This is a genomic window from Comamonas sp. C11, from assembly GCF_024496285.1.
In the GTDB taxonomy this organism is placed as follows: domain Bacteria; phylum Pseudomonadota; class Gammaproteobacteria; order Burkholderiales; family Burkholderiaceae_C; genus Comamonas; species Comamonas testosteroni_F.
Genome location: NZ_CP101743.1, coordinates 879,407 through 898,275 on the forward strand (window position 1 = coordinate 879,407; position 18,869 = coordinate 898,275).

At 61.3% G+C, this 18,869-nt stretch carries 17 protein-coding genes; 5 read left to right on the forward strand and 12 right to left on the reverse strand.

Annotated elements, in window-relative coordinates; translation table 11 throughout:
• Nucleotides 1-132: 132 nt before the first annotated feature.
• Complete coding sequence (locus tag NOX35_RS03975; protein WP_182285656.1) at nucleotides 133-1,302, forward strand: porin; 1,170 nt, start codon at nucleotides 133-135, stop codon at nucleotides 1,300-1,302.
• Between the two features lie 163 nt (nucleotides 1,303-1,465).
• Here the strand turns inward: NOX35_RS03975 and groL are convergent, their stop codons facing one another.
• Both groL and groES read right to left on the reverse strand, forming a co-directional pair.
• Complete coding sequence (gene groL, locus NOX35_RS03980) at nucleotides 1,466-3,109, reverse strand: chaperonin GroEL (protein WP_003061955.1); 1,644 nt, start codon at nucleotides 3,107-3,109, stop codon at nucleotides 1,466-1,468.
• Between the two features lie 94 nt (nucleotides 3,110-3,203).
• The gene (groES, locus tag NOX35_RS03985) at nucleotides 3,204-3,494 is read right to left on the reverse strand and encodes a co-chaperone GroES (RefSeq protein WP_003058782.1); all 291 of its coding nucleotides are present in this window, start codon (nucleotides 3,492-3,494) and stop codon (nucleotides 3,204-3,206) included.
• 261 nt (nucleotides 3,495-3,755) lie between these two features.
• On the opposite strand from groES, the gene NOX35_RS03990 reads away from it, so the two are divergent.
• Complete coding sequence (locus NOX35_RS03990) at nucleotides 3,756-6,389, forward strand: chemotaxis protein CheW (protein WP_256495818.1); 2,634 nt, start codon at nucleotides 3,756-3,758, stop codon at nucleotides 6,387-6,389.
• 14 nt (nucleotides 6,390-6,403) lie between these two features.
• On the opposite strand, the gene NOX35_RS03995 is transcribed toward NOX35_RS03990, so the two are convergent.
• The 6 genes from NOX35_RS03995 to NOX35_RS04020 all read right to left on the reverse strand — a co-directional run bounded on the left by NOX35_RS03995 (nucleotide 6,404) and on the right by NOX35_RS04020 (nucleotide 12,712).
• Nucleotides 6,404-6,742, reverse strand: coding sequence for an H-NS family nucleoid-associated regulatory protein (locus NOX35_RS03995; RefSeq protein ID WP_256495819.1), 339 nt, complete (start codon nucleotides 6,740-6,742; stop codon nucleotides 6,404-6,406).
• 188 nt (nucleotides 6,743-6,930) lie between these two features.
• Complete coding sequence (locus NOX35_RS04000; RefSeq protein WP_182285659.1) at nucleotides 6,931-7,425, reverse strand: GNAT family N-acetyltransferase; 495 nt, start codon at nucleotides 7,423-7,425, stop codon at nucleotides 6,931-6,933.
• A 66-nt stretch (nucleotides 7,426-7,491) separates the two neighbouring features.
• Entirely contained in the window at nucleotides 7,492-8,652 is a 1,161-nt protein-coding gene (locus NOX35_RS04005) for a bifunctional nicotinamide-nucleotide adenylyltransferase/Nudix hydroxylase (RefSeq protein ID WP_182285660.1), read from the reverse strand.
• A 218-nt stretch (nucleotides 8,653-8,870) separates the two neighbouring features.
• Nucleotides 8,871-10,574, reverse strand: coding sequence for an NAD+ synthase (locus NOX35_RS04010; RefSeq protein WP_182285661.1), 1,704 nt, complete (start codon nucleotides 10,572-10,574; stop codon nucleotides 8,871-8,873).
• A 16-nt stretch (nucleotides 10,575-10,590) separates the two neighbouring features.
• Nucleotides 10,591-11,796, reverse strand: a complete 1,206-nt coding sequence (gene pncB, locus NOX35_RS04015; RefSeq protein ID WP_182285662.1) for a nicotinate phosphoribosyltransferase — start codon at nucleotides 11,794-11,796, stop codon at nucleotides 10,591-10,593.
• A gap of 67 nt (nucleotides 11,797-11,863) precedes the next feature.
• The gene (locus NOX35_RS04020; RefSeq protein WP_182285663.1) at nucleotides 11,864-12,712 is read right to left on the reverse strand and encodes a cysteine hydrolase; all 849 of its coding nucleotides are present in this window, start codon (nucleotides 12,710-12,712) and stop codon (nucleotides 11,864-11,866) included.
• Nucleotides 12,713-12,834: 122 nt separating this feature from the next.
• Here NOX35_RS04020 and NOX35_RS04025 point away from each other — a divergent pair, with 122 nt between their 5' ends.
• Nucleotides 12,835-13,518 (forward strand): NUDIX domain-containing protein, encoded by a 684-nt coding sequence (locus tag NOX35_RS04025; protein ID WP_182285664.1) that lies wholly within the window; start codon nucleotides 12,835-12,837, stop codon nucleotides 13,516-13,518.
• A gap of 89 nt (nucleotides 13,519-13,607) precedes the next feature.
• Here the strand turns inward: NOX35_RS04025 and NOX35_RS04030 are convergent, their stop codons facing one another.
• Nucleotides 13,608-13,781 carry a DUF1328 domain-containing protein gene (locus tag NOX35_RS04030; protein WP_003058756.1) on the reverse strand — a complete coding sequence of 58 codons (174 nt, stop codon included), beginning with the start codon at nucleotides 13,779-13,781 and terminating at the stop codon, nucleotides 13,608-13,610.
• A 187-nt stretch (nucleotides 13,782-13,968) separates the two neighbouring features.
• On the reverse strand, nucleotides 13,969-15,156 hold the full coding sequence (gene metK, locus NOX35_RS04035) for a methionine adenosyltransferase (protein ID WP_256495823.1): 1,188 nt from the start codon (nucleotides 15,154-15,156) through the stop codon (nucleotides 13,969-13,971).
• A 126-nt stretch (nucleotides 15,157-15,282) separates the two neighbouring features.
• Between metK and NOX35_RS04040 the strand changes: the two genes are divergently transcribed.
• A complete protein-coding gene (locus NOX35_RS04040; protein WP_256495824.1) occupies nucleotides 15,283-16,134 on the forward strand; it encodes a lysophospholipid acyltransferase family protein in 852 nt (283 codons plus the stop codon).
• Nucleotides 16,131-17,012 carry a lysophospholipid acyltransferase family protein gene (locus NOX35_RS04045; protein WP_256495825.1) on the forward strand — a complete coding sequence of 294 codons (882 nt, stop codon included), beginning with the start codon at nucleotides 16,131-16,133 and terminating at the stop codon, nucleotides 17,010-17,012. The genes NOX35_RS04040 and NOX35_RS04045 overlap by 4 nt, the downstream gene beginning before the upstream one ends.
• 52 nt (nucleotides 17,013-17,064) lie before the next feature.
• Here NOX35_RS04045 and NOX35_RS04050 read toward each other — a convergent pair whose 3' ends face one another.
• Nucleotides 17,065-17,979 (reverse strand): alpha/beta fold hydrolase, encoded by a 915-nt coding sequence (locus tag NOX35_RS04050; protein WP_182285667.1) that lies wholly within the window; start codon nucleotides 17,977-17,979, stop codon nucleotides 17,065-17,067.
• A 44-nt stretch (nucleotides 17,980-18,023) separates the two neighbouring features.
• A complete protein-coding gene (gene yihA, locus NOX35_RS04055) occupies nucleotides 18,024-18,794 on the reverse strand; it encodes a ribosome biogenesis GTP-binding protein YihA/YsxC (RefSeq protein WP_256495827.1) in 771 nt (256 codons plus the stop codon).
• Nucleotides 18,795-18,869: the final 75 nt, after the last annotated feature.

The window sequence follows — 18,869 nt, forward strand, 5'->3', positions numbered from 1 at the left end:
CTGAGAGGTTTGCCCCCCAGAGGGAAAGGCCTGTGTTGCGCTTGTGCCAATGCTCGCGCGGTTGAGGAAAGCATTTCTAGAATGAATTTTCCACCAACTGTTTGTGAATTGAATTAAGAGAGAGGCAACACAATGACATCTTCATTTGTGAAAAAAACATTGGCTTTGGCTGTGCTGGGTTCTCTGGGAACAATGGCTTATGCACAAAGCAGCGTGCAACTGTATGGCATTGTGGATGCAGCGATTCGTCACACGACTAATGAGGGTCCGAATAAAAGCGGTCTGACCAAAATGATCGGTGGTGGCATGTCCGAGAGCCGCTGGGGTATCAATATCAAGGAAGATTTGGGCGGCGGCCTGTCGGCGATTGCCAACCTGGAAAATCGTTTCTGGACGGATTCGGGTACGCCCAGCACTGCTCAGCCTTACTTTGCGCAGTCCTGGGTGGGCTTGCGCAGCACCAGTTTTGGTCAGGTGACCATGGGGCGCCAATACAACGTGCTGTTTGATCTGGTGACCTCTACCTATGCATCGTTCCCATATTCCCCTTATATGGATGCCTACAAGCCTGAAATCGGCATGTCTCTGGGCGCGCGTGCAAACAATATGCTCAAGTACGTTGCCGAGTTTGGGCCGGTTCGTGCGGGGTTGCAGTATTCTTTTGACGAGGGCAATACCTTTGCCAAGAAAGGCGGAAGTATTGATATGACACCAGGCGGTCTGGCATTGAAAACCGCGGGCGGCTATCTGCGATATTCTGCCAACGGCATTTCTGTGGGCGGTGCTTTCCAGCGCTCGACCTTGCCCGCCGGCACCGATGTGGATGCCTGGACACTGGGTGGCTCCTATCGCACCGGGCCTCTGTATCTGATGGCTGGCTACGGCCAGAACAAGGTCAAGGATAGTCTCGGTGCTGCAGGGGCTGGTGCCATTTTTGACGCCGGCCTGCTCAATGCATATTGGACAGGCTCTTCCAATGGTGGCTTTATCGCGGGTAATGCGCCCGGGAATTTTGCCAACAAGCGTGAGATGTTCAAGGTCGGCTTTGGCTACCAGGTCACGCCGCAGCTCAATGCAGGCATGCATTACTACCATGCCAAGCAATCGGGATCGGCGACTGGTGCTTTTAACGGCAAGGCAGACTTTATCGTTGCCGTTGCCGACTATGCCTTCTCCAAGCGTACCGATGCCTATTTCGCGGTGGATCACACTAAGACCAAAGGCGGTGCGGGCGTGATGCTCGATTCCAATGGCGCGAAAAAGCGTACCGGCATCACCATCGGTCTGCGTCATCGTTTCTAAGGCGAATCCTTGGACAAAAAAGCCAGCCAATATCGGCTGGCTTTTTTGTGTCCGAAGCCGAGCAGCTAGTGAAGCGCGACGCACAAAAGAAAAGGCCGCATCTGCGGCCTTTTCTTTTGTGCAAAACCGGATGGTGCAAACCACCCGGTCAGCAGCAGAGCAATTACATGCCCATGCCGCCCATGCCGCCCATACCACCCATATCGGGCATGGCAGGAGCTGCGTCAGCCTTGGGGGCTTCGGCGATCATGCACTCGGTAGTCAGCAGCAGGGAAGCCACGGAAGCGGCGTTTTGCAGAGCAGTGCGAGTCACCTTGGTGGGGTCCAGAATGCCCATTTCCAGCATGTCGCCGTAGGTGTCGTTGGCAGCGTTGAAGCCGTAGTTGCCCGAGCCGTTCAACACGGCGTTCACGACCACCGAGGGCTCGCCACCGGCGTTGGCCACGATTTCGCGCAGAGGAGCTTCGATAGCCTTGAGCACCAGCTTGATGCCGGCGTCTTGTTCGGCATTGCCGGTAGCCAGGGCGCCAACGGCTTGCTTGGCGCGCAGCAGGGCCACGCCACCGCCGGCCACGATGCCTTCTTCCACAGCAGCGCGGGTAGCGTGCAGGGCGTCTTCCACGCGGGCCTTCTTTTCCTTCATTTCGACTTCGGTGGCAGCGCCAACCTTGATCACGGCAACACCGCCGGCCAGCTTGGCCACGCGCTCTTGCAGCTTTTCACGGTCGTAGTCGGAAGTGGCTTCTTCGATCTGGATGCGGATTTGCTTCACGCGGGCTTCGATTTCGTCAGCAGCGCCAGCACCGTCGATGATGGTGGTGTTTTCCTTGCCGATTTCGACGCGAGCAGCCTGGCCCAGATCTTCCAGAGTCACCTTGTCCAGAGACAGGCCCACTTCTTCAGCGATGACCTTGCCGCCAGTCAGGATGGCGATGTCTTCCAGCATGGCCTTGCGACGGTCGCCGAAGCCGGGAGCCTTCACAGCCACAACCTTCAGGATGCCGCGGATGGTGTTCACCACCAGAGTCGCCAGGGCTTCGCCTTCGACGTCTTCGGCAATGATCAGCAGGGGACGGCCGGCCTTGGCAACAGCTTCCAGCGTGGGCAGCAGGTCGCGGATGTTGCTGATCTTCTTGTCGAACAGCAGCACGAAGGGGTTGTCCAGAATTGCAGCTTGCTTTTCGGGGTTGTTGATGAAGTAGGGCGACAGGTAGCCGCGGTCGAACTGCATGCCTTCGACGACATCCAGTTCGTTGGCCAGGCTCTTGCCTTCTTCAACCGTGATCACGCCTTCCTTGCCGACCTTGTCCATGGCTTGAGCGATGATCTCGCCCACGTCGGAGTCGGAGTTGGCGGAGATCGTGCCCACTTGAGCGATTTCCTTGGAAGTGGTGGTGGCCTTGGATTGCTTCTTCAGCTCTTCCACCAGGGCGGCGACAGCCTTGTCGATGCCGCGCTTCAGGTCCATGGGGTTCAGGCCGGCGGCCACGTACTTGGAGCCTTCGCGCACGATGGCTTGGGCCAGCACGGTAGCGGTGGTCGTGCCGTCACCAGCGATGTCGTTGGTCTTGGAGGCCACTTCCTTCACGAGCTGGGCGCCCATGTTCTGCAGCTTGTCCTTGAGTTCGATTTCCTTGGCCACGGACACGCCGTCCTTGGTCACGGTGGGGGCGCCGAAGGAGCGCTCCAGCACCACGTTGCGACCCTTGGGGCCCAGGGTAACCTTGACTGCGTTAGCCAGGATGTTCACGCCTTCAACCATGCGTGCACGTGCTTCACCGCCGAAAACTACGTCTTTTGCTGCCATTTTTGGCTCCTAAAGAATGGGGTTCAAATGTTCTGCCGGCGCTTATCGATCAGTCGCCAGCAGTTGTATGAATAGGGGATGTGTTCGGGAAGGATTACTTCTCGACGACTGCGAACAGGTCGTCTTCCTTCATGACCAGCAGCTCGTCGCCGTGGATCTTCACGGTTTGGCCAGAGTACTTGCCGAACAGAACGCGGTCGCCGACCTTCACGTTCAGAGCGATCAGTTCGCCCTTGTCGTTGCGCTTGCCGGGACCCACAGCCAGCACTTCGCCTTGGTCAGGCTTCTCGGTGGCAGCATCAGGGAGCACGATGCCCGAGGCTGTCTTGGTTTCGTTTTCGAGGCGCTTGACGATCACGCGATCGTGCAGGGGACGCAGGTTCATACCAACTCCTAAATACATCAACAAAGTTGAAACAAGACTTGCCAGCCATCCTGGCCGACATTCGGAATATCTAGGGTCAAGCTGTTAGCACTCAACCCTATCGAGTGCTAATAATAAGGCAATTTCCTGAGCTTTCAAGACCTCTCCCCAGCCGATCAGAGGGCAAATTGGTCAAGGAGCAGGGTTTGTTCTGAGTCATATGTAACGTGTTTTTACAAATAGGCCTGGCTTTTGCTCTGCCAAAACATGCCTCCAGAAACCATGACTGCCCCGGCGCAGCGCGCCCAAGACCTGCTGCAGACAGATGTCTTCATTCCCCATATGCGCCAGGTCGGGCGCTGCGAGAGTTCGCTCGGGGAGCTGAATCTGATGTGGCGGCTCATAGAGTCCTCCGCCAAGATGAATTGCCCACAGGAAGCGCAGGCCTTGCTGCCCATGATGGCCGCCACGCGTGGCGGCTTCGAGCGCCTGGAGCAGGACCTGGTGCAGTCCATGGTGATGCAGGCTGTGACGGGGGTGACGGCGGGGCTGGCCAGTCAGGCACAGCATCTGATCGATACCCTGGTGCGCAATCTCTACGAGCGCACGGCCGACGTGGGGTTTCTGGCGACCGACGCCATGCTGTGCCAGTTCATGGCCGCAGCGGATGGCGACGGGGCGGCCATCACCCAGCGTCTGCGTGCCTACCGCAGCAAGTACACGGTCTACACGGACATTCTGCTGCTGGATGCCGAAGGCCAGGTGCGAGCGAGTGCGCGCGAGAGGAGTCAGGCCACAGATCAGCCATGCCGGGATGCATTGATTGCCCGCGCTCTGCAAAGCCCGGGTTTTGTGCAGAGTTTCGGCGCCACCGACCTGCTGCCGGGGCATGGCAGCGCGTTGATCTATGCGCATCGCATGCTGCACGCCGGCAACCGCCAGCCTATTGGCGTGCTGTGCCTGTGTTTTGACTTTGATGGCGAGATGCAAGGTATCTGGAGCAGCCGGGACCGGATAGACGGTAGCGGCGTGCCCGACGCTCAGACCAGCATCGCCCTGTTGCTCGATGATCAGGGACTGGTGCTGGCCAGCAGCGATCTGCACTGGATTGGTGTGGGGGCGAAGCTGCAGGCTCACCGTGATGGTGCGGGTCCGTTGTATGTACATGGCGGACGCACCTATCTGGTGCAATCGGCGGCCTCGGCAGGCTATCAAGGCTATATGGGCCCCCAGGGCTGGCGGGCGCAGATCATGACACCGCTGGAGCTGGCCTTCGGGCTCCAGCAGCAGGCCGGACTGGATGGGCTGGACGCTGCCGTGGCCCAGGGCCTGCTGGCGCATGCACATCGCTTCTGCCCGCCCCTGCACGCCATACGCAGCGCAGCGGATACCATACGCCGCGTGGTCTGGAACGGCCGCGTCATGACGGCAGGCAAGCAGATGGACAGCACGCGGCTGCAGGCCGTGCTGGAGCAGATTGGCGAGACCGGGGCCAGGACCAACGAGGTCTTCTCCCGGTCCATCGATGCGCTCTACGGCACGGTGCTCAATACCGCACTGAGAGACAACAGCCTCTTGAGCAGTCTGCTGGTGGATCTGCTTGATCGCAATCTCTACGAGCGTGCCAACGACTGCCGCTGGTGGGCCTTGACGCCGCAGCTGTCCGAATTGCTCGAGGACCAGGCCTTGGGCGAGACGGCCCCAGATCAGGTGAGCGAGGCCTGTGCGCTGCTCACCGCCATTCACGACCTGTATACGGTCTACCAGCAAATCATGGTCTATGACGTCCGAGGCAGGGTCGTGGCCGTCAGTCAGCGAGGGCGCTCCGATGCAGAGGTCCGTGGGCTGCTGGATACCTATATAGAGACGGACAGCCTGCAGCAGGTTCTGGCGCTGGGCGGAACCCAGGCCTATCACGTCTCGCCATGGCGCCCTTGTGTTCAGCATGAGGAGGACGGCTCGACCTATGTCTATCACGCGGCCATACGCAACGCTGACGGGGTGGTGCTGGGCGGGATCGGCCTGGTGTTTCATGCACAGCGTGAGTTCACGGCCATGCTGGAAAGCGTGACCGGCGTGCAGGCAGGAGGCGCAAGCAGCAGACAGGTGGCCTACCTGAACCGTGCGGGCATGGTCATGTCCTCGTCGGATGTGCAACTGCAGCCGGGCATGCGGCTGGATCTGCCGCCGCAAATGCTGGCCTTGGCGCCAGGCCAGAGCATGGCCCGTGCCATGGTGTATCAGGGGCAGTATTGCGTGGTGGCGATCACGGCGGGCAGCGGCTACCGGGAGTTCAAGCGCAGCGACGGCTATCGCGAAGAGGTGCTTGCGCTGTCCGTGCAGGCTTTTGGTGCCGTGCAGGACGATGCCCAGGCGGCTGTCTGTCGCCGCAATACCAGGGTGCAGAGCCTGGCTGCGGCCAGCCGGGGCAGCGCGTACGGCATGGAGATGGCGACTTTTTTTGTCGGGCGCAGCGTGCTTGCCGTCGATGCGGCCTGCGTGCTCGAGGCCCAGAGTGCCTCGGCCATCGCTCCCGTTTCGGCCGGACGCTTGCCGCACTGCGTGGGAACGCTGGCGCGGCGCAGCCAGGGAGTCGTGGCCGGCTATGTCTGGGTCTTCGATCTGGGAGCGCTGCTCTTTGGCAAGCCCGTGACCAGGACGGCGCAAAGCCAGGTGATCGTGCTGGAGCACCAGGGGCTCAAGCTGGGCGTGCTGGTCAGCGATCTCGAGGGCGTGGTGCGCTTCGAGAGCGGGCAGTTGCGACTGGCCCCTGCAATGGCAGGTGCAGCAGATCGGCTGGTGGACCGCTTGATCCGCGCCAATGACGGAGATCTGCTCATCCAGTGCCTGAACGTGACGGCACTGGTGCGCATGCTCAAGGCGCCACTGCCGACGGAGCAGGCTGCTGGCGGCTGAACGGGCCGGGGCGCTTACTGAACCGGGAACGGATTCTTTTCGTCGCGAGGGGCGTTGAAGTCCACGGTAGGCGTGGTCTTGATTTCGTACTGGCTGCGGTCCTTGCCTTCGATCCACTTCGGGGGCTTGCCGCGGCCAGTCCAGGTCGCGCCGCTTTCGGGGTCGTAGTACCTGGCCTCGATCTTTTTCTTTTCTTCAGGCCTCCAGGGGAAGACCTGCTGAGAGGTAAAGCCGAATGTGGCGATCAGTTGCTTGATGGTGGCCAGGGCTTCCTTGGCTTCGGTGCTGCGCGCTTCTTCGATGCGCTTGTCCAGCGCATTTTTCTGAGCGATGAGTTCTTGATAGCTTGGCATTCTGGATTCCAGAGATAGTGTGAAAGGTCAGCACTGATTGCCGCCTTTGTTATTGTTTTGCAAAACCATTCATTTTGGCGCAAGCGCGAACGCGCCGCATTGTTGATGTTGCGTACTCTCAATCTGCAAAGGGACGCACATCACTTCGAAGGGCTTCACACATCACTCTGGATGATCCGGATTGTGGCTCAAGCCTGTTTGTCACCCGTGGCCATGGCCTGCAGGGCTGAGCCCGTCATGCGATAGCGGATCCACTCGGTCTGCGGCAGGGCGCCCAGGCTGTCATAGAACTTGATGGAGGGGGTGTTCCAGTCCAGGCAGCTCCATTCAAAGCGACCGCAGTCCTTTTCCATGGCAATCCGGGCCAGATGCTGGAGCAGGGCCTTGCCGGCGCCGTGGCCGCGTGCGTCGGGCGTGATGTACAGGTCTTCCAGGTACAGGCCGTGCTGGCCCTGCCAGGTGGAATAGTTGAAGAAATACACGGCAAAGCCCACGGCCTTGCCCTCGATCTCGCAGATCAGGCCGAAGACGGCTGGGTTGGTGCAGAACAGCGTGCGGCGCACATGGTCTGGCGTGGCCTTGACCTCGTGCTCGGCCTTTTCATAGATGGCGAGTTCGCGCACAAAGTGCAGGATCAGGTCGATGTCTTGCTCGGTGGCGGGGCGGATATGGAGCTGGCTCATTAAATATCAGGAAAAAGTGGCTCCAGCGCTTGATGAGCAAGCGCTTGCAGCTATGGTTTTGATGTATCAGGCGACCTGACGCTCAGGCTCGCTCTGAGCCAGAGTCACGGGCAGGAACTGGCACAGGATCTGGAAATGGTCCTCGAAGAACTCGGCCTCCATGCGGGGCAGATCGGCAATCGGTACCCAGCGGGCCAGGGCGGCGTCGTCCGCGCCCTGTACCGGAGGCAGGCTGGGCTGTACGCCCAGATCCAGATAGTGCACATGGGTAATGGTACGCCCGCGCAGGCTGCGGTCCGGGTGATCGAAGACCTGCACGGCCTGCAGGGCTGCGAGCAGATCCGCCTCGCTGATGGAGGAGCAGGTTTCTTCACGCAGCTCGCGCATGCAGGATTGCCAGAGGCTGTCACGCTGCTCGAGAAAGCCGCCGGGCAGCGCCCACAGGCCCTGGCCCGGAGCATGGCCGCGCTGGATCAGCAGCACCTGGTCCTGGCCCTTGGCACGGCAGCGCAGCAGCGCATCCACGGTGACGAACACCGGTGCATAAGGTGCCTTGGCCCAGGCCCGCCTGTAGTCCTGCAGCATATGCCACTCTTTTTGCAGGCGCAGATACAGCGGTGTCTGGGCCCAGCGGCGCAAAAAGTCCAGCGTGCTCTCGGGCATCTGGGAGGAAAGCCTGGTCAGAGCGGCATCCATGGTCTCGGGCGATGCGCCTCCTTCACCGAAGAAGATTTCGCGCAGCGGAGTGGCATCGAACTGGCCCAGGCGAGGCAGGCTGATCAGCTCCCAGCCCGGAAAGCGGGCCAGATAGCTGCTGCTTGAGTCCTTGAAGTGCCCGACCAGGGCCACGCTAGCGCCTTCGGGTACATGGGCCTGCACGGCTTCGCGCACGGCATGTACCCACAGCGGCTCGTTGTAATAGTCGCGCACGGGCACGCAGCGCACGCGCTCGGCATCCTCTTTCGATAGCGCATTGCGCAACATTTGCGCGCGCTCCTGCCAGCTGAATGGGTTTTTGGGATTGGGGGCCTGCCAGGCGCTGCCCAGTACCACCACGACCTGGCGAGCCCGCTCCAGTGCAGCATGCAGCAAGGCCATATGGCCGTTGTGCAGTGGCTGAAAGCGGCCGATCAGCACAGCGGTATGCAGGGGCATGGAGGTGGGCAGAGTCTCGGGTGCGGCGGCGATGACACGCTTGCTGGAAGTGTTGGGACTGGCTTGAGGCATGAGAGCGAAACCCGTACAGAAATCGGTGCCCGCAAGGGCGAATATGGGTAAAAAACGCGCTAGACGCTTACTGGGTAAGCGGAAGTAGCTCACTTTTTAAATGGTAACCAGGCCCGGCACAGCCAAAATCGGCATTCGAGACAGGCCGCCAAGCGCTTTGCAGCACCCAAGATGCGGCAGGGCTTTGCCACCATGTCTCAAGCGGGTGTCGGGCATTGCTACTCGTAGTGTGCCGCAATCGGCATCTGCCGGCCCGTGCCAAAGGCCCGTGGGCGTACTCTGAGCATGGGCGGAGCCTGGCGGCGCTTGTATTCGCTGCGGAACACCAGCTTTTGCACGCGGGCAATGGTTTCGGGGCCGCCGGCTTCGGTGCGCAGCTTGGCCACAAAGGCTGCGGCCTGCGCATATTCCTTGCTGGACAGATGCTGGCCCTCGATATGCCATTTGAGAATCTCGTCGAGCACGGCATAGGGCGGCAGGCTGTCCTCGTCCTTCTGGCCGGGAGCCAGCTCGGCCGAGGGCGGCTTGTCGATGATGGCCTGCGGGATCAGCTCGCGGCCCGCATGGCGGTTGATATGGCGTGACAGCTCGAAGACCTCGGTCTTGTACAGATCGCCGAGCAGGCCCAGACCGCCGTTGGTGTCGCCATACAGGGTGCAATAGCCCACCGAGACTTCGGACTTGTTGCCCGTGGTCAGCAGCAGATGACCGAAGGCATTGGAAAACTCCATCAGCGTGGTGCCGCGTGCGCGGGCCTGCAGATTCTCCAGCGCCAGACCCTTGAGCGGTTCGCCAAAGCTGGCCTCGAACTGGCGTGCATAGGTGGTGACCAGCTCCTTGATGGGGTGCTCGTACAGTCTGATGTCCAGATTGCGGCACAGCTGCACCGAGTCGTCGACCGAGCCAGCCGAGGAGTAGCTGGACGGCATGGTGATGCCGACCACGTTGTCTGCTCCCAGGGCATCGACGGCCAGGGCCAGCGTCAGTGCCGAATCGATGCCGCCCGAGCTGCCCACCACCACCTGCTTGAAACCGCAGCGGCGCGCATAGTCGCGCAGGCCCAGCACGATCTGCTGGCGGTAGAACTCCATGGTGGGCAGGCCTTGCGCCGGCACGGTAGGCAAGGCCGTGCCGTCGCGGGCCTGAAACCGGCCCTGCGCATTCAGCTCCAGTGTGCAGACATCTTCTTCGAAGCGTCTGGCTTCAAACACCAGGCCGGCCTCGGGCTCCACGGCAAACGAGGCGCCGTCGAACACGATCTGGTCCTGGCCGCCGATCTGGTTGATGTAGAGGATGGCCAGCTTGTGGCGTGCCGCCGCCTGGGTGAATATCTCATGACGCTGCTCGCGCTTGCCCAGGTGGCTGGGGCTGGCGTTGATGCTGATGACCAGGTCGGGGGCCGCATCGCCCATGCGTACAAAGGGGTTGGTGGCGTAGTCGGCGCCCTGGTCGTTCCAGCCGTCCTCGCAGACCAGAAAGCCCACCTGGCAGTTGCCCACGCGCAGCACCTTGGCCGTGTCGGCTCCAGGCTCGAAATGGCGGCGCTCGTCAAAGATGTTGTACGTGGGCAGCAACTGCTTGTCGTACTGCAGGCGGATTTGTCCGTTCTTGAGCACCAGCAGGCTGTTGTGCAGCGGTTTGCCGGGGCCATCGTGGCGCGTGGGGGCGCCCACGACCCAGTGCAGATCGGGAAACTGGCGCGTGGCCTGCAGCAGCTCCTGAAGACCTGCATCCAGTCTTTGGAGAAAGCTGGGCTCGTCCAGCAGGTCGCCGGGGTAGTAGCCGCACAGCGACAGTTCGGAAAATACCACCAGGTCGGCCTGCTCGGCTGCGGCCCTGGTTGCGGCCTCTCTCATGCGGCGGATATTGCCGCTGATGTCGCCCACCATGTAGTTGAGCTGGGCGAGGGTGACTTTCAGCATGGTTGCCTCCGAAGATTCAAGCTGCCTTGGCAGCAGGCTCAGGGATGTTGAAGACCTGGCGCAGATAGGCCAGATAGGTCTCGTCGTTGCACAGCGTCTTGCCGGGCGAGTCCGAAATCTTGGCCACGGGCTGGCCGTTGGCATGGGTCAGCTTCATCACGATATTGATCGTGGTCAGTCCCATGTCATTGGTCAATCGCGTGCCTATGCCGAAGCCGCACTGGATGCGGTCGGCAAAGCGGTGGTAGAGCGCCAGGGCCATGTCCAGATCCAGTCCGTCCGAGAACACCAGACGCTTGCTCTGCGGGGCAATGCGCAGCTTGTCATAGTGGGCAATGGCCTTCTCGCCCCATTCGAACGGATCGCCGGAGTCATGGCGCAGGCCGTCGAAAAGCTTGGCAAAGTACATGTCGAAGTCGGCCAGAAAGGCGTCCATGCCCACGGTATCGGTCAGGGCGATACCGAGGTCGCCGCGGTATTCCTGCACCCAGTCCTCGAGGGCGGCTACCTGGAAGTCGCGCAGGCGCACTCCCAGGGCCTGATAGGTCTGCAGATACTCATGGGCCATGGTTCCAATAGGCACCAGATTCAGGTCGCGCGCCAGCAGCACATTGGACGTGCCCTTGAACCACTGCGCGGTTTCCTGCGCAAAAGCCTGCACCACCTCGCGTTGCCAGGCTCCCGAGAAGCGGCGACGCACGCCGAAGTCAAACAGCTCGAAGGGATTGTGCAGCTTGGCCTCGACAGCCAGGTGCTTGAGCTGGGCCAGCTTGACCTGCAGGCGCTTGCGGCCTTCGAGCAGGGCGGCCTCGGCATCGAAGCGGCGGAAGTACAGCTCGTTGACGATGGCCAGCACATAGATCTCGAAGCCCATCACATGGACTTGCGGGCCCCTGGCCACGATATGCAGCCGGTCGCCTTCGGCCCAGGCGCGGATGAAGGCACGCTGGAACTGGAAGATGCGCAGAAAGTCGATGAAGTCGCTCTTCATGAAGCGCAGACCGGCCAGATAGTCCAGCTCGCCCTTGTCAAAGCGCAGACTGCACAGGGCGTCCAGCTCGCGCTCTACCTCGGGCAGCAGCTCGGCCAGCGGGAAGGCCGTGGGCGTGCGACAGACAAATTCGTACTCGGCCTCGGTCTGGGGGTGGCGGTGCAGCATGGCCTGCCACATGGTGAACTTGTAGAGGTCGGTGTCCAGCAGGCTGGTGATGATGGGCTTCATGCTGTTTTTCTTTTCAAAAATATGAGCTGCTAGCGCTTTATCCATAATTGCTAGAGGCTGATTTGTCTCATAAGCCAAAGCTGGCGCTGGTTTCGCAGCGTACACCGGTTGCACGCATGCGTTGCAGGAAGTCGTGGTGCGCGGCCTCGAATCCGGCGACCGGGCTCATGCAGTCCGTCAGCAGCACGATGCGCGAGTAGTCGCTGCTGCACCAGTGCTCCACGATGTGCTCGGTGGTGGCGCGCACGCAGTGGCTGCTGGCCTCGCCCGCGATCACCAGGGTGCTGCTCTGGCGCAACCGGGCCAGCAAGGCGGTGTTCAGGCCGGTCTCGCCATCCTGCGGATCGGGAACCTCGGCACGAATGGCGCTGTAGTGCTCGGTCCAGGGGTTCATGCCCTTGAAGACATGGCGGGTGGCACGGTGCTGCAGCTCCTGCCACTGGCGGCAGGCCGCGAGCACGCCGGCATGGATGCCATGGCCCCAGCTGCCTATCTCGCAGTGCAGCGGCCAGACCATCAGGGTGTAGCTGCCCTGGGCCTCCAGCTGGCCCAGGTATTGCAGCGTTCGTTCGCGCTCGCCAGCGTTGCGCGGCGCATAGTCGCCGGCACGCACCTGCGCCGCCGTGATCGGGGTGAATGGCAGGACGGCACGGCCATCGCGCTGCTGCCAGAAGGCGGGGTGGGCAATGTCATAAGCCTGGTGCGAGTCCAGAGTGATGGTGATCTGGTCCAGCTTGTCTGCCTGGGCTGCCATCCAGCTGCTCAGGCGCTGCATATCGGCATGAGCACCTGTCACCGGAAGGCTGGGTGCTATCAGCTGATTGTTGTCTGGTGAGCGGGGGCACCAGTCGGCAGGCAGATCGCAGAAGTCGTTTTGCGGGTCAATGATGAGCAGCTGGGCTTGTGGATGACTCATGGTGTTCAGCTTTCATGCTAGATGCAATGTCTGCAGTCTAAAACACTTAAAATATTTTTGCAACTAAGTATTTTTGAGTTGATGTGAAATAATCAGGAAAGAAAAACGAAGTTGGTAAAAAAATGAATCAAAGCGATGAGCGCAGGGAAGCGGTGCAGGTCAGTGTGGATGTGGTGCTGCTGACTCTGGTGGAGCAGCAGCTGCATGCCGTGCTGCTACGTCGTCAGGCTGCGCCTTTTGCCGGGGTGTGGGCCTTGCCCGGCGGCTTTATTCATACCGATGAGGATGCGGACGCCAAGGCCAGTGCGGCGCGCGTGCTCAGAACCAAGGTGGGCATAGAAGGTGCGTATCTGGAGCAGCTGGCCACTTTCAGCGGCCCGGCACGCGATCCGCGCGGCTGGTCGGTGGCAATCGCCTATTGCGCTCTGCTGCCCGTGCAGAACCTGCCGCCCGATCGCGCCGACATCAGCGTGGTGCCGCTCTCGGCCCTGCCGCAGCTGCCGTTCGATCACCGTGCCATCCTGGACTCCGCCTTGGAGCGCGTGCGCAGCAAAAGCCTGTATTCCTCCTTGCCCGTGCATTTGTGCGGCGAAACCTTCACACTGCCGCAGCTGCAGCAGGTCTATGAAAACATTCTGGGCGAGCCGCTGAACAAGGTCAGCTTCAGGCGCAAGATGGACGAGATGGACTGGCTGGAGCCAGTGCCTGGGGCCATGCAGGGTGGCGGGGCGCACCGGCCCGCCCAGCTTTACCGCGCCAAGCCCGGCTTCAGCCAGACGCTGGCGCTGACTGCCCGGGGGCTTTGAGCTCGTAAGCGCGTTCTAGGGTCGGCCTGCATGAAAAATGCCTGCACAAGGCAGGCATTCGGGTTGGTGTTTCGGGTCGGGCGCGTCGACTAGCTGACTGCGCCAATGCCCAGCAGGGCCAGAACCACGAAGATCACGGCAACGGCAATGAAAATAAAGAACAGGATCTTGGCTATGCCGGCTGCGCCTGCGGCTACGCCGGTAAAGCCGAAAACACCGGCTACCAGGGAAATGATGGCAAAAATAATGGCCCACTTGAGCATCGGAACTCCTTTGTCTGAAGTGATGTCTCAAGCCTAAGCCGCCGGGCGCAGGCTTGCGGTGCTCATTTGGGGAAAATCCTTGTCGGCTTGATCCGACAACAAAAAAAGCCACCGCAAATTCTTGCGGTGGCTTTTTCATGAAGGTCCGATGACTCGGGCGCTCAGTCCCGCCTGGCGGGCATGCAAATCACTTCAGACCGGCGGCGGCACGCAGCATAGCTGCCTTGTCGGTGCGTTCCCAGGTGAACTCGGGCTCTTCGCGGCCGAAGTGACCGTAAGCCGCAGTCTTGCTGTAGATGGGGCGCAGCAGATCCAGCATCTGGATGATGCCCTTGGGGCGCAGGTCGAAATGCGCGGCCACCAGCTTGGCGATTTCCGCATCGGGAATCACGCCCGTGCCTTCGGTGTACACGGTGATGTTCATGGGGCGGGCCACGCCGATGGCGTAAGCGACCTGCACCTGGCACTGGCGCGCCAGACCAGCGGCCACCACGTTCTTGGCCACATAGCGGGCGGCGTAGGCGGCCGAGCGGTCCACCTTGGTTGGATCCTTGCCGGAGAAGGCGCCGCCGCCATGGGGGCAGGCACCGCCGTAGGTGTCCACGATGATCTTGCGGCCGGTCAGGCCGCAGTCACCCTGAGGGCCGCCCACGACAAAGCGACCCGTGGGGTTGATCAGGTACTTGGTCTCTTGCAGCCAGGCCGAAGGCAGCACGGGCTTGATGATTTCCTCAATGATGGCTTCGGTGAAAGATGCCTTCATCTTGGTTGCCGTTTCCGACTGATCGGGGCTGTGCTGGGTGGACAGCACCACGGTGTCGATGCTGTGGGGCTTGCCGTCCACATAGCGCAGGGTCACCTGGCTCTTGGCGTCGGGGCGCAGAAAGGGCAGGCGGCCATCCTTGCGCAACTGGGCCTGGCGTTCCATCAGACGGTGTGCGTAATAGATGGGCGCGGGCATCAGCTCGGGCGTTTCGTCGCAGGCGTAGCCGAACATCAGGCCCTGGTCGCCAGCGCCGGTGTTCAGCTCGTCATCGCTGGCCTTGTCCACGCCCTGGGCGATGTCCTGGCTTTGCTTGTCGTAGGCGACGAGCACCGAGCAACCCTTGTAGTCGATACCGTATTCGGTGTTGTCGTAGCCGATGCGCTTGATGGTGTCGCGTGCGACCTGGATGTAGTCCACATTCGCACCGGTGGTGATTTCACCGGCCAATACCACCAGACCGGTGTTGGTCAGTGTCTCGGCAGCCACGCGGCTGTGCGGGTCTTGGGTGAAAATAGCGTCCAGAATCGCGTCAGAGATCTGGTCGGCAACCTTGTCGGGGTGGCCTTCAGAAACCGATTCCGAGGTAAACAGAAAATCGCTGTTCGCCATTGATATAACTCCTTGTAGCTTGGGCAATTGCGTTGCCCGAGCTTCGAAGTCTGGCGAACGCTTTAGCAGTTTTGTTTTTACGTCGCCCTGCAAGTTGCTCTTTAACTCAGCGACCCCGCTATTCTAATGCCTTCCCTGTTTCGATTGTTTGCTGCACTGCCTTTATGGCTATTGCATGGCCTTGGCGCTGCCATGGGGTGGGTGACCTGGGCGCTATCTCCCACCTATCGGCGCCGATTTGCAGCCAATGCGGCGCAGGCTGGCTATGCCTTTGCCCAGGTCAGGGCAGCCGTGGGACATGCAGGTCGCATGGTGTTCGAGATGCCGCGCATCTGGCTGGGCCGTTTGCCGGATTGCGACATCGTCAATGGCGAATGCGCCGAACAGGCATATGCCAAGGGCAAGGGCATTGTCTTTCTCACGCCACATCTGGGTTGCTTCGAGATGTCCGTGCAGGCCGCAGCGCGGCGCTGGTCGGATCGGCATGGCGCAATTACCGTGCTCTATCGCCCCGCACGCCAGGGCTGGTTGGCCGAAATTCTGGAAACCGCGCGCAATCGTCCTGGCGTTCAGGCCGTTCCCACCACCCTGGCAGGCGTGCGTCAGATGATCAAGGCGCTGCGTCAGGGGGCAGCCGTGGGGCTGCTGCCCGATCAGGTGCCGCCCAATGGTCTGGGTATCTGGTCGCCTTTTTTCGGTCGTGATGCGTATACGATGACATTGGCAGCACGCCTGGTGCTGCAAACCGGGGCCACGGTGATCGTGGCGCGGTGCGAGCGCAAGTCCTGGGGGCGGGGCTACACGCTGTATCTAGAGGAATTGCCTGTGCCCGAATCTCAATCGCTGGAAGCCACTGTGGCGCTTATCAATCGCGCCATGGAAACCACCATTCGTCAGTCTCCGCAGCAATATCTGTGGGGCTATGGCCGCTACAAGCAGCCACGTGAAGACAAGCAACTCTTGGGGGAGAAGGCATGAGCGCCAGCAAGATCGCCATTGCCGGCATGCATGTGCTGGCCAAGCTGCCGCTGCCCGTGCTGCGTGGCCTGGGCAAGTTTGTGGGACGGGTGCTGTTTGTGGTGGCGGGCCAGCGCCGGCGCATCGCGCTGCGCAATTTCGAACTGTGCTTTCCCGATGTGCCTGAGGTGCAGCGCAAGGCCTGGGCGAAGGAGTCTTTTGAGGTCTTTTGCCAGACTTTTCTCGACAGAAGCTGGCTGTGGTTCGGCTCGGAGGAACTGGTGCGCAGCCGTGTCAAGCTGATCGGAGCCACGCATGAACTGGAGGGCGATACGCCCACCATCGTCTTTGCGCCGCATTTCTACAGCATGGATGCCGGCGGCCTGGCCCTGCCGCTCAATACCGAGCGCGAGTTCACCTCCATCTTTGCCACCAATCCCGACCCGGACCTGGATGCCTGGTTTATGAATGGCCGTCAGCGCTTCGGCAACGTGAAGATGCTCAACCGTGCCGATGGCGTCAAACCCATCATCCAGTGCCTGCGCAAGGGCGGGCTGCTGTATCTGCTGCCCGATATGGACTATGGCAAGAACGATTCGGTGTTCGTTCCCTTTTTTGCGGTGCAGAACACGGCCACGATTCCCTCGCTTTCGCGCTTTGCACGCCTGGGCAAGGCCAAGGTGGTGGCACTCTACAACCGCATGACGCCTGAAGGCTATGTGGCCGAGCTGACGCCGGCCTGGGAGAACTTTCCGACTGACGACCATGTGGCCGACACTGCGCGCATGAACCGTGAGCTGCAGGCTGCCATCATGACCATGGTTCCGCAGTATTACTGGGTGCACAAGCGCTTCAAGACGCGGCCCGATGGCGAGCCATCGCTGTATTCCAAAGAATAAACATCAAGGCGGCTTGAAAGCCCAGGTGGAAGGAGGCCGGCTGCTTCCTTTTTCAGGAGCGACCTGGCGTCAGAAACTCCGTCAATGCGCGCTGCACGGCCTCAGGCCTCTCATGGACCACCCAGTGGCTGCAGCCTTGCAGATGCTCTATCTCAAGCTGCGACACCCATTGCTCCAGCCCATGCAGCAGAGCAGGTTGCAGTGCCAGGTCGCTATCCCCCCAGAGAATGCGTACCGGCACAGGGATGTGCAGCATTTCAGCGGGCAGACTGAGCTCGCGAATGTCCTGCAGCTCATCGGCGCTGCCGCCGGGCCGAGGCGGCACAAGCGGGCTGGCAGCGTAGAACATGCAGGCACCGTGTACGCCCAGGTCCCAATGCTCGCGGTATTGCTGCTGACGCTCGGGCGTCAGCCATGCGGGCGTGCTGCCGTCGGGGTTCTGAAAGAATCCCAGCATGCGCTGCCAGCCGTTTTCGGCCAGCAGCTCGGGCGCATCGGGCCGGCGCAGAAAATGCATGTACTGGCTGGCGGACTGCTGCACTGGGTTGGACTGAAGCTCGCGCAAGAAGCTGCCGGGATGCGGGGAATTCAGTATGAGCAGCCGCTCAAGCTGCTGGGGATAGCGGTTGGCCAGGCCCCAGGCCACGGCGCCGCCCCAGTCATGGGCAATCACGCAGGCAGCGCGCTTGTCGCGGCTCTCCAGCGCAATCAAGGCCGCAAGATCCTCCACCAGATATTTGGCGCGGTAGTCGCTGATGGCCGTGGGCTGGCTGGAGCGGCCGTAGCCGCGCAGATTGGGCGCCACGCAGCGGTAGCGGCTGCCAAACTGCGCAAGCAGCCCATCCCAGATGAAGGCCCCTTCGGGAAAGCCGTGCAGAAACAGCAACAGGGGCTGACCCGGCTCGCCGCTGGTGCGGCATTCCAGTTCAACCCCTGTGGACAGGGTATGCATGCAAGTCGTGACCATGAAGCTCTCCTTTTTGTAGCTTCTGGCGCTTGCAAGATAAGCGCCTATGGCTGATTTTGCGCAGGTGTCTCGTCCGCGGGCGTCGCTTGGGTGACGGGAGCAGCCTGGGGCAATCCCGCCTGGGGCAAACCTGCCTGGGGCAACCCCTCGGGGTGGCACCAGTGCCACAGCAGCTGAGCCACATCGTCCACGCCCTGCTTTTTGAGGGCGGAGAACAGGCGCACCTCGCCACCGCCCGCATTGAGCTTGGTGATGGACAGGATCTTGGCCTGCTCGGCGCGGGTCAGCTTGTCGGCCTTGGTCAGCACGATGAGGAACTTCAGACCTTGCTCCACGCGTGGGCGGATGGCATCCAGCAGGGCTTCGTCGAGTTCGGTCAGGCCCAGACGCGGGTCGCACAGCAGCACCACGGCCGAGAGGCTTTCGCGGCTCATCAGATAGTTGAGCATGACGCGCTGCCAGCGCTCCTTGTCGGTGCGGGAGACGGCCGCGTAGCCATAGCCGGGCAAGTCGGCCAGCACGGCATCGGTCACGCCCTGCTTGCCCAGTGCGAACAGGTTGATGTGCTGGGTGCGGCCGGGCTTCTTGGAAGCGAAGGCCAGCTGCTTTTGCTGGGTCAGCGTATTGATGGCAGTGGACTTGCCGGCGTTGGAGCGGCCGACGAAGGCAATCTCGGGAACGTCAACCCTGGGCAGCTGGTTGAGCTGGGCCGCGGTCGTGAAAAAGCGTGCGGTGTGCATCCAGCCCATCGCAAGCTTGCTGTCGATCAAAGAAAGTGTTTTTCCGGTAGTGGTATCCGGGGAAGCATGGGTCATGACGGTAACTATTTCAGGGAGGCCCATTGTAGAATTTGACGGATTCGCGCTCTCAACAATAGACCCAGCCCCTTG

Coding starts and splice junctions, on each gene's coding strand:
- NOX35_RS03990 (WP_256495818.1), top strand. CDS start 3,756: ATGACTGCCCCGGCGCAGCGCGCCCAAGACCTGCTGCAGACAGATGTC.
- groL (WP_003061955.1), bottom strand. CDS start 3,109: ATGGCAGCAAAAGACGTAGTTTTCGGCGGTGAAGCACGTGCACGCATG.
- NOX35_RS04045 (WP_256495825.1), top strand. CDS start 16,131: ATGAGCGCCAGCAAGATCGCCATTGCCGGCATGCATGTGCTGGCCAAG.
- yihA (WP_256495827.1), bottom strand. CDS start 18,794: ATGACCCATGCTTCCCCGGATACCACTACCGGAAAAACACTTTCTTTG.
- NOX35_RS04030 (WP_003058756.1), bottom strand. CDS start 13,781: ATGCTCAAGTGGGCCATTATTTTTGCCATCATTTCCCTGGTAGCCGGT.
- NOX35_RS04040 (WP_256495824.1), top strand. CDS start 15,283: ATGCCTTCCCTGTTTCGATTGTTTGCTGCACTGCCTTTATGGCTATTG.
- NOX35_RS04010 (WP_182285661.1), bottom strand. CDS start 10,574: ATGCTGAAAGTCACCCTCGCCCAGCTCAACTACATGGTGGGCGACATC.
- NOX35_RS04050 (WP_182285667.1), bottom strand. CDS start 17,979: ATGGTCACGACTTGCATGCATACCCTGTCCACAGGGGTTGAACTGGAA.
- NOX35_RS04025 (WP_182285664.1), top strand. CDS start 12,835: ATGAATCAAAGCGATGAGCGCAGGGAAGCGGTGCAGGTCAGTGTGGAT.
- NOX35_RS04005 (WP_182285660.1), bottom strand. CDS start 8,652: ATGCCTCAAGCCAGTCCCAACACTTCCAGCAAGCGTGTCATCGCCGCC.
- NOX35_RS03975 (WP_182285656.1), top strand. CDS start 133: ATGACATCTTCATTTGTGAAAAAAACATTGGCTTTGGCTGTGCTGGGT.
- NOX35_RS04020 (WP_182285663.1), bottom strand. CDS start 12,712: ATGAGTCATCCACAAGCCCAGCTGCTCATCATTGACCCGCAAAACGAC.
- NOX35_RS04000 (WP_182285659.1), bottom strand. CDS start 7,425: ATGAGCCAGCTCCATATCCGCCCCGCCACCGAGCAAGACATCGACCTG.
- pncB (WP_182285662.1), bottom strand. CDS start 11,796: ATGAAGCCCATCATCACCAGCCTGCTGGACACCGACCTCTACAAGTTC.
- groES (WP_003058782.1), bottom strand. CDS start 3,494: ATGAACCTGCGTCCCCTGCACGATCGCGTGATCGTCAAGCGCCTCGAA.
- metK (WP_256495823.1), bottom strand. CDS start 15,156: ATGGCGAACAGCGATTTTCTGTTTACCTCGGAATCGGTTTCTGAAGGC.
- NOX35_RS03995 (WP_256495819.1), bottom strand. CDS start 6,742: ATGCCAAGCTATCAAGAACTCATCGCTCAGAAAAATGCGCTGGACAAG.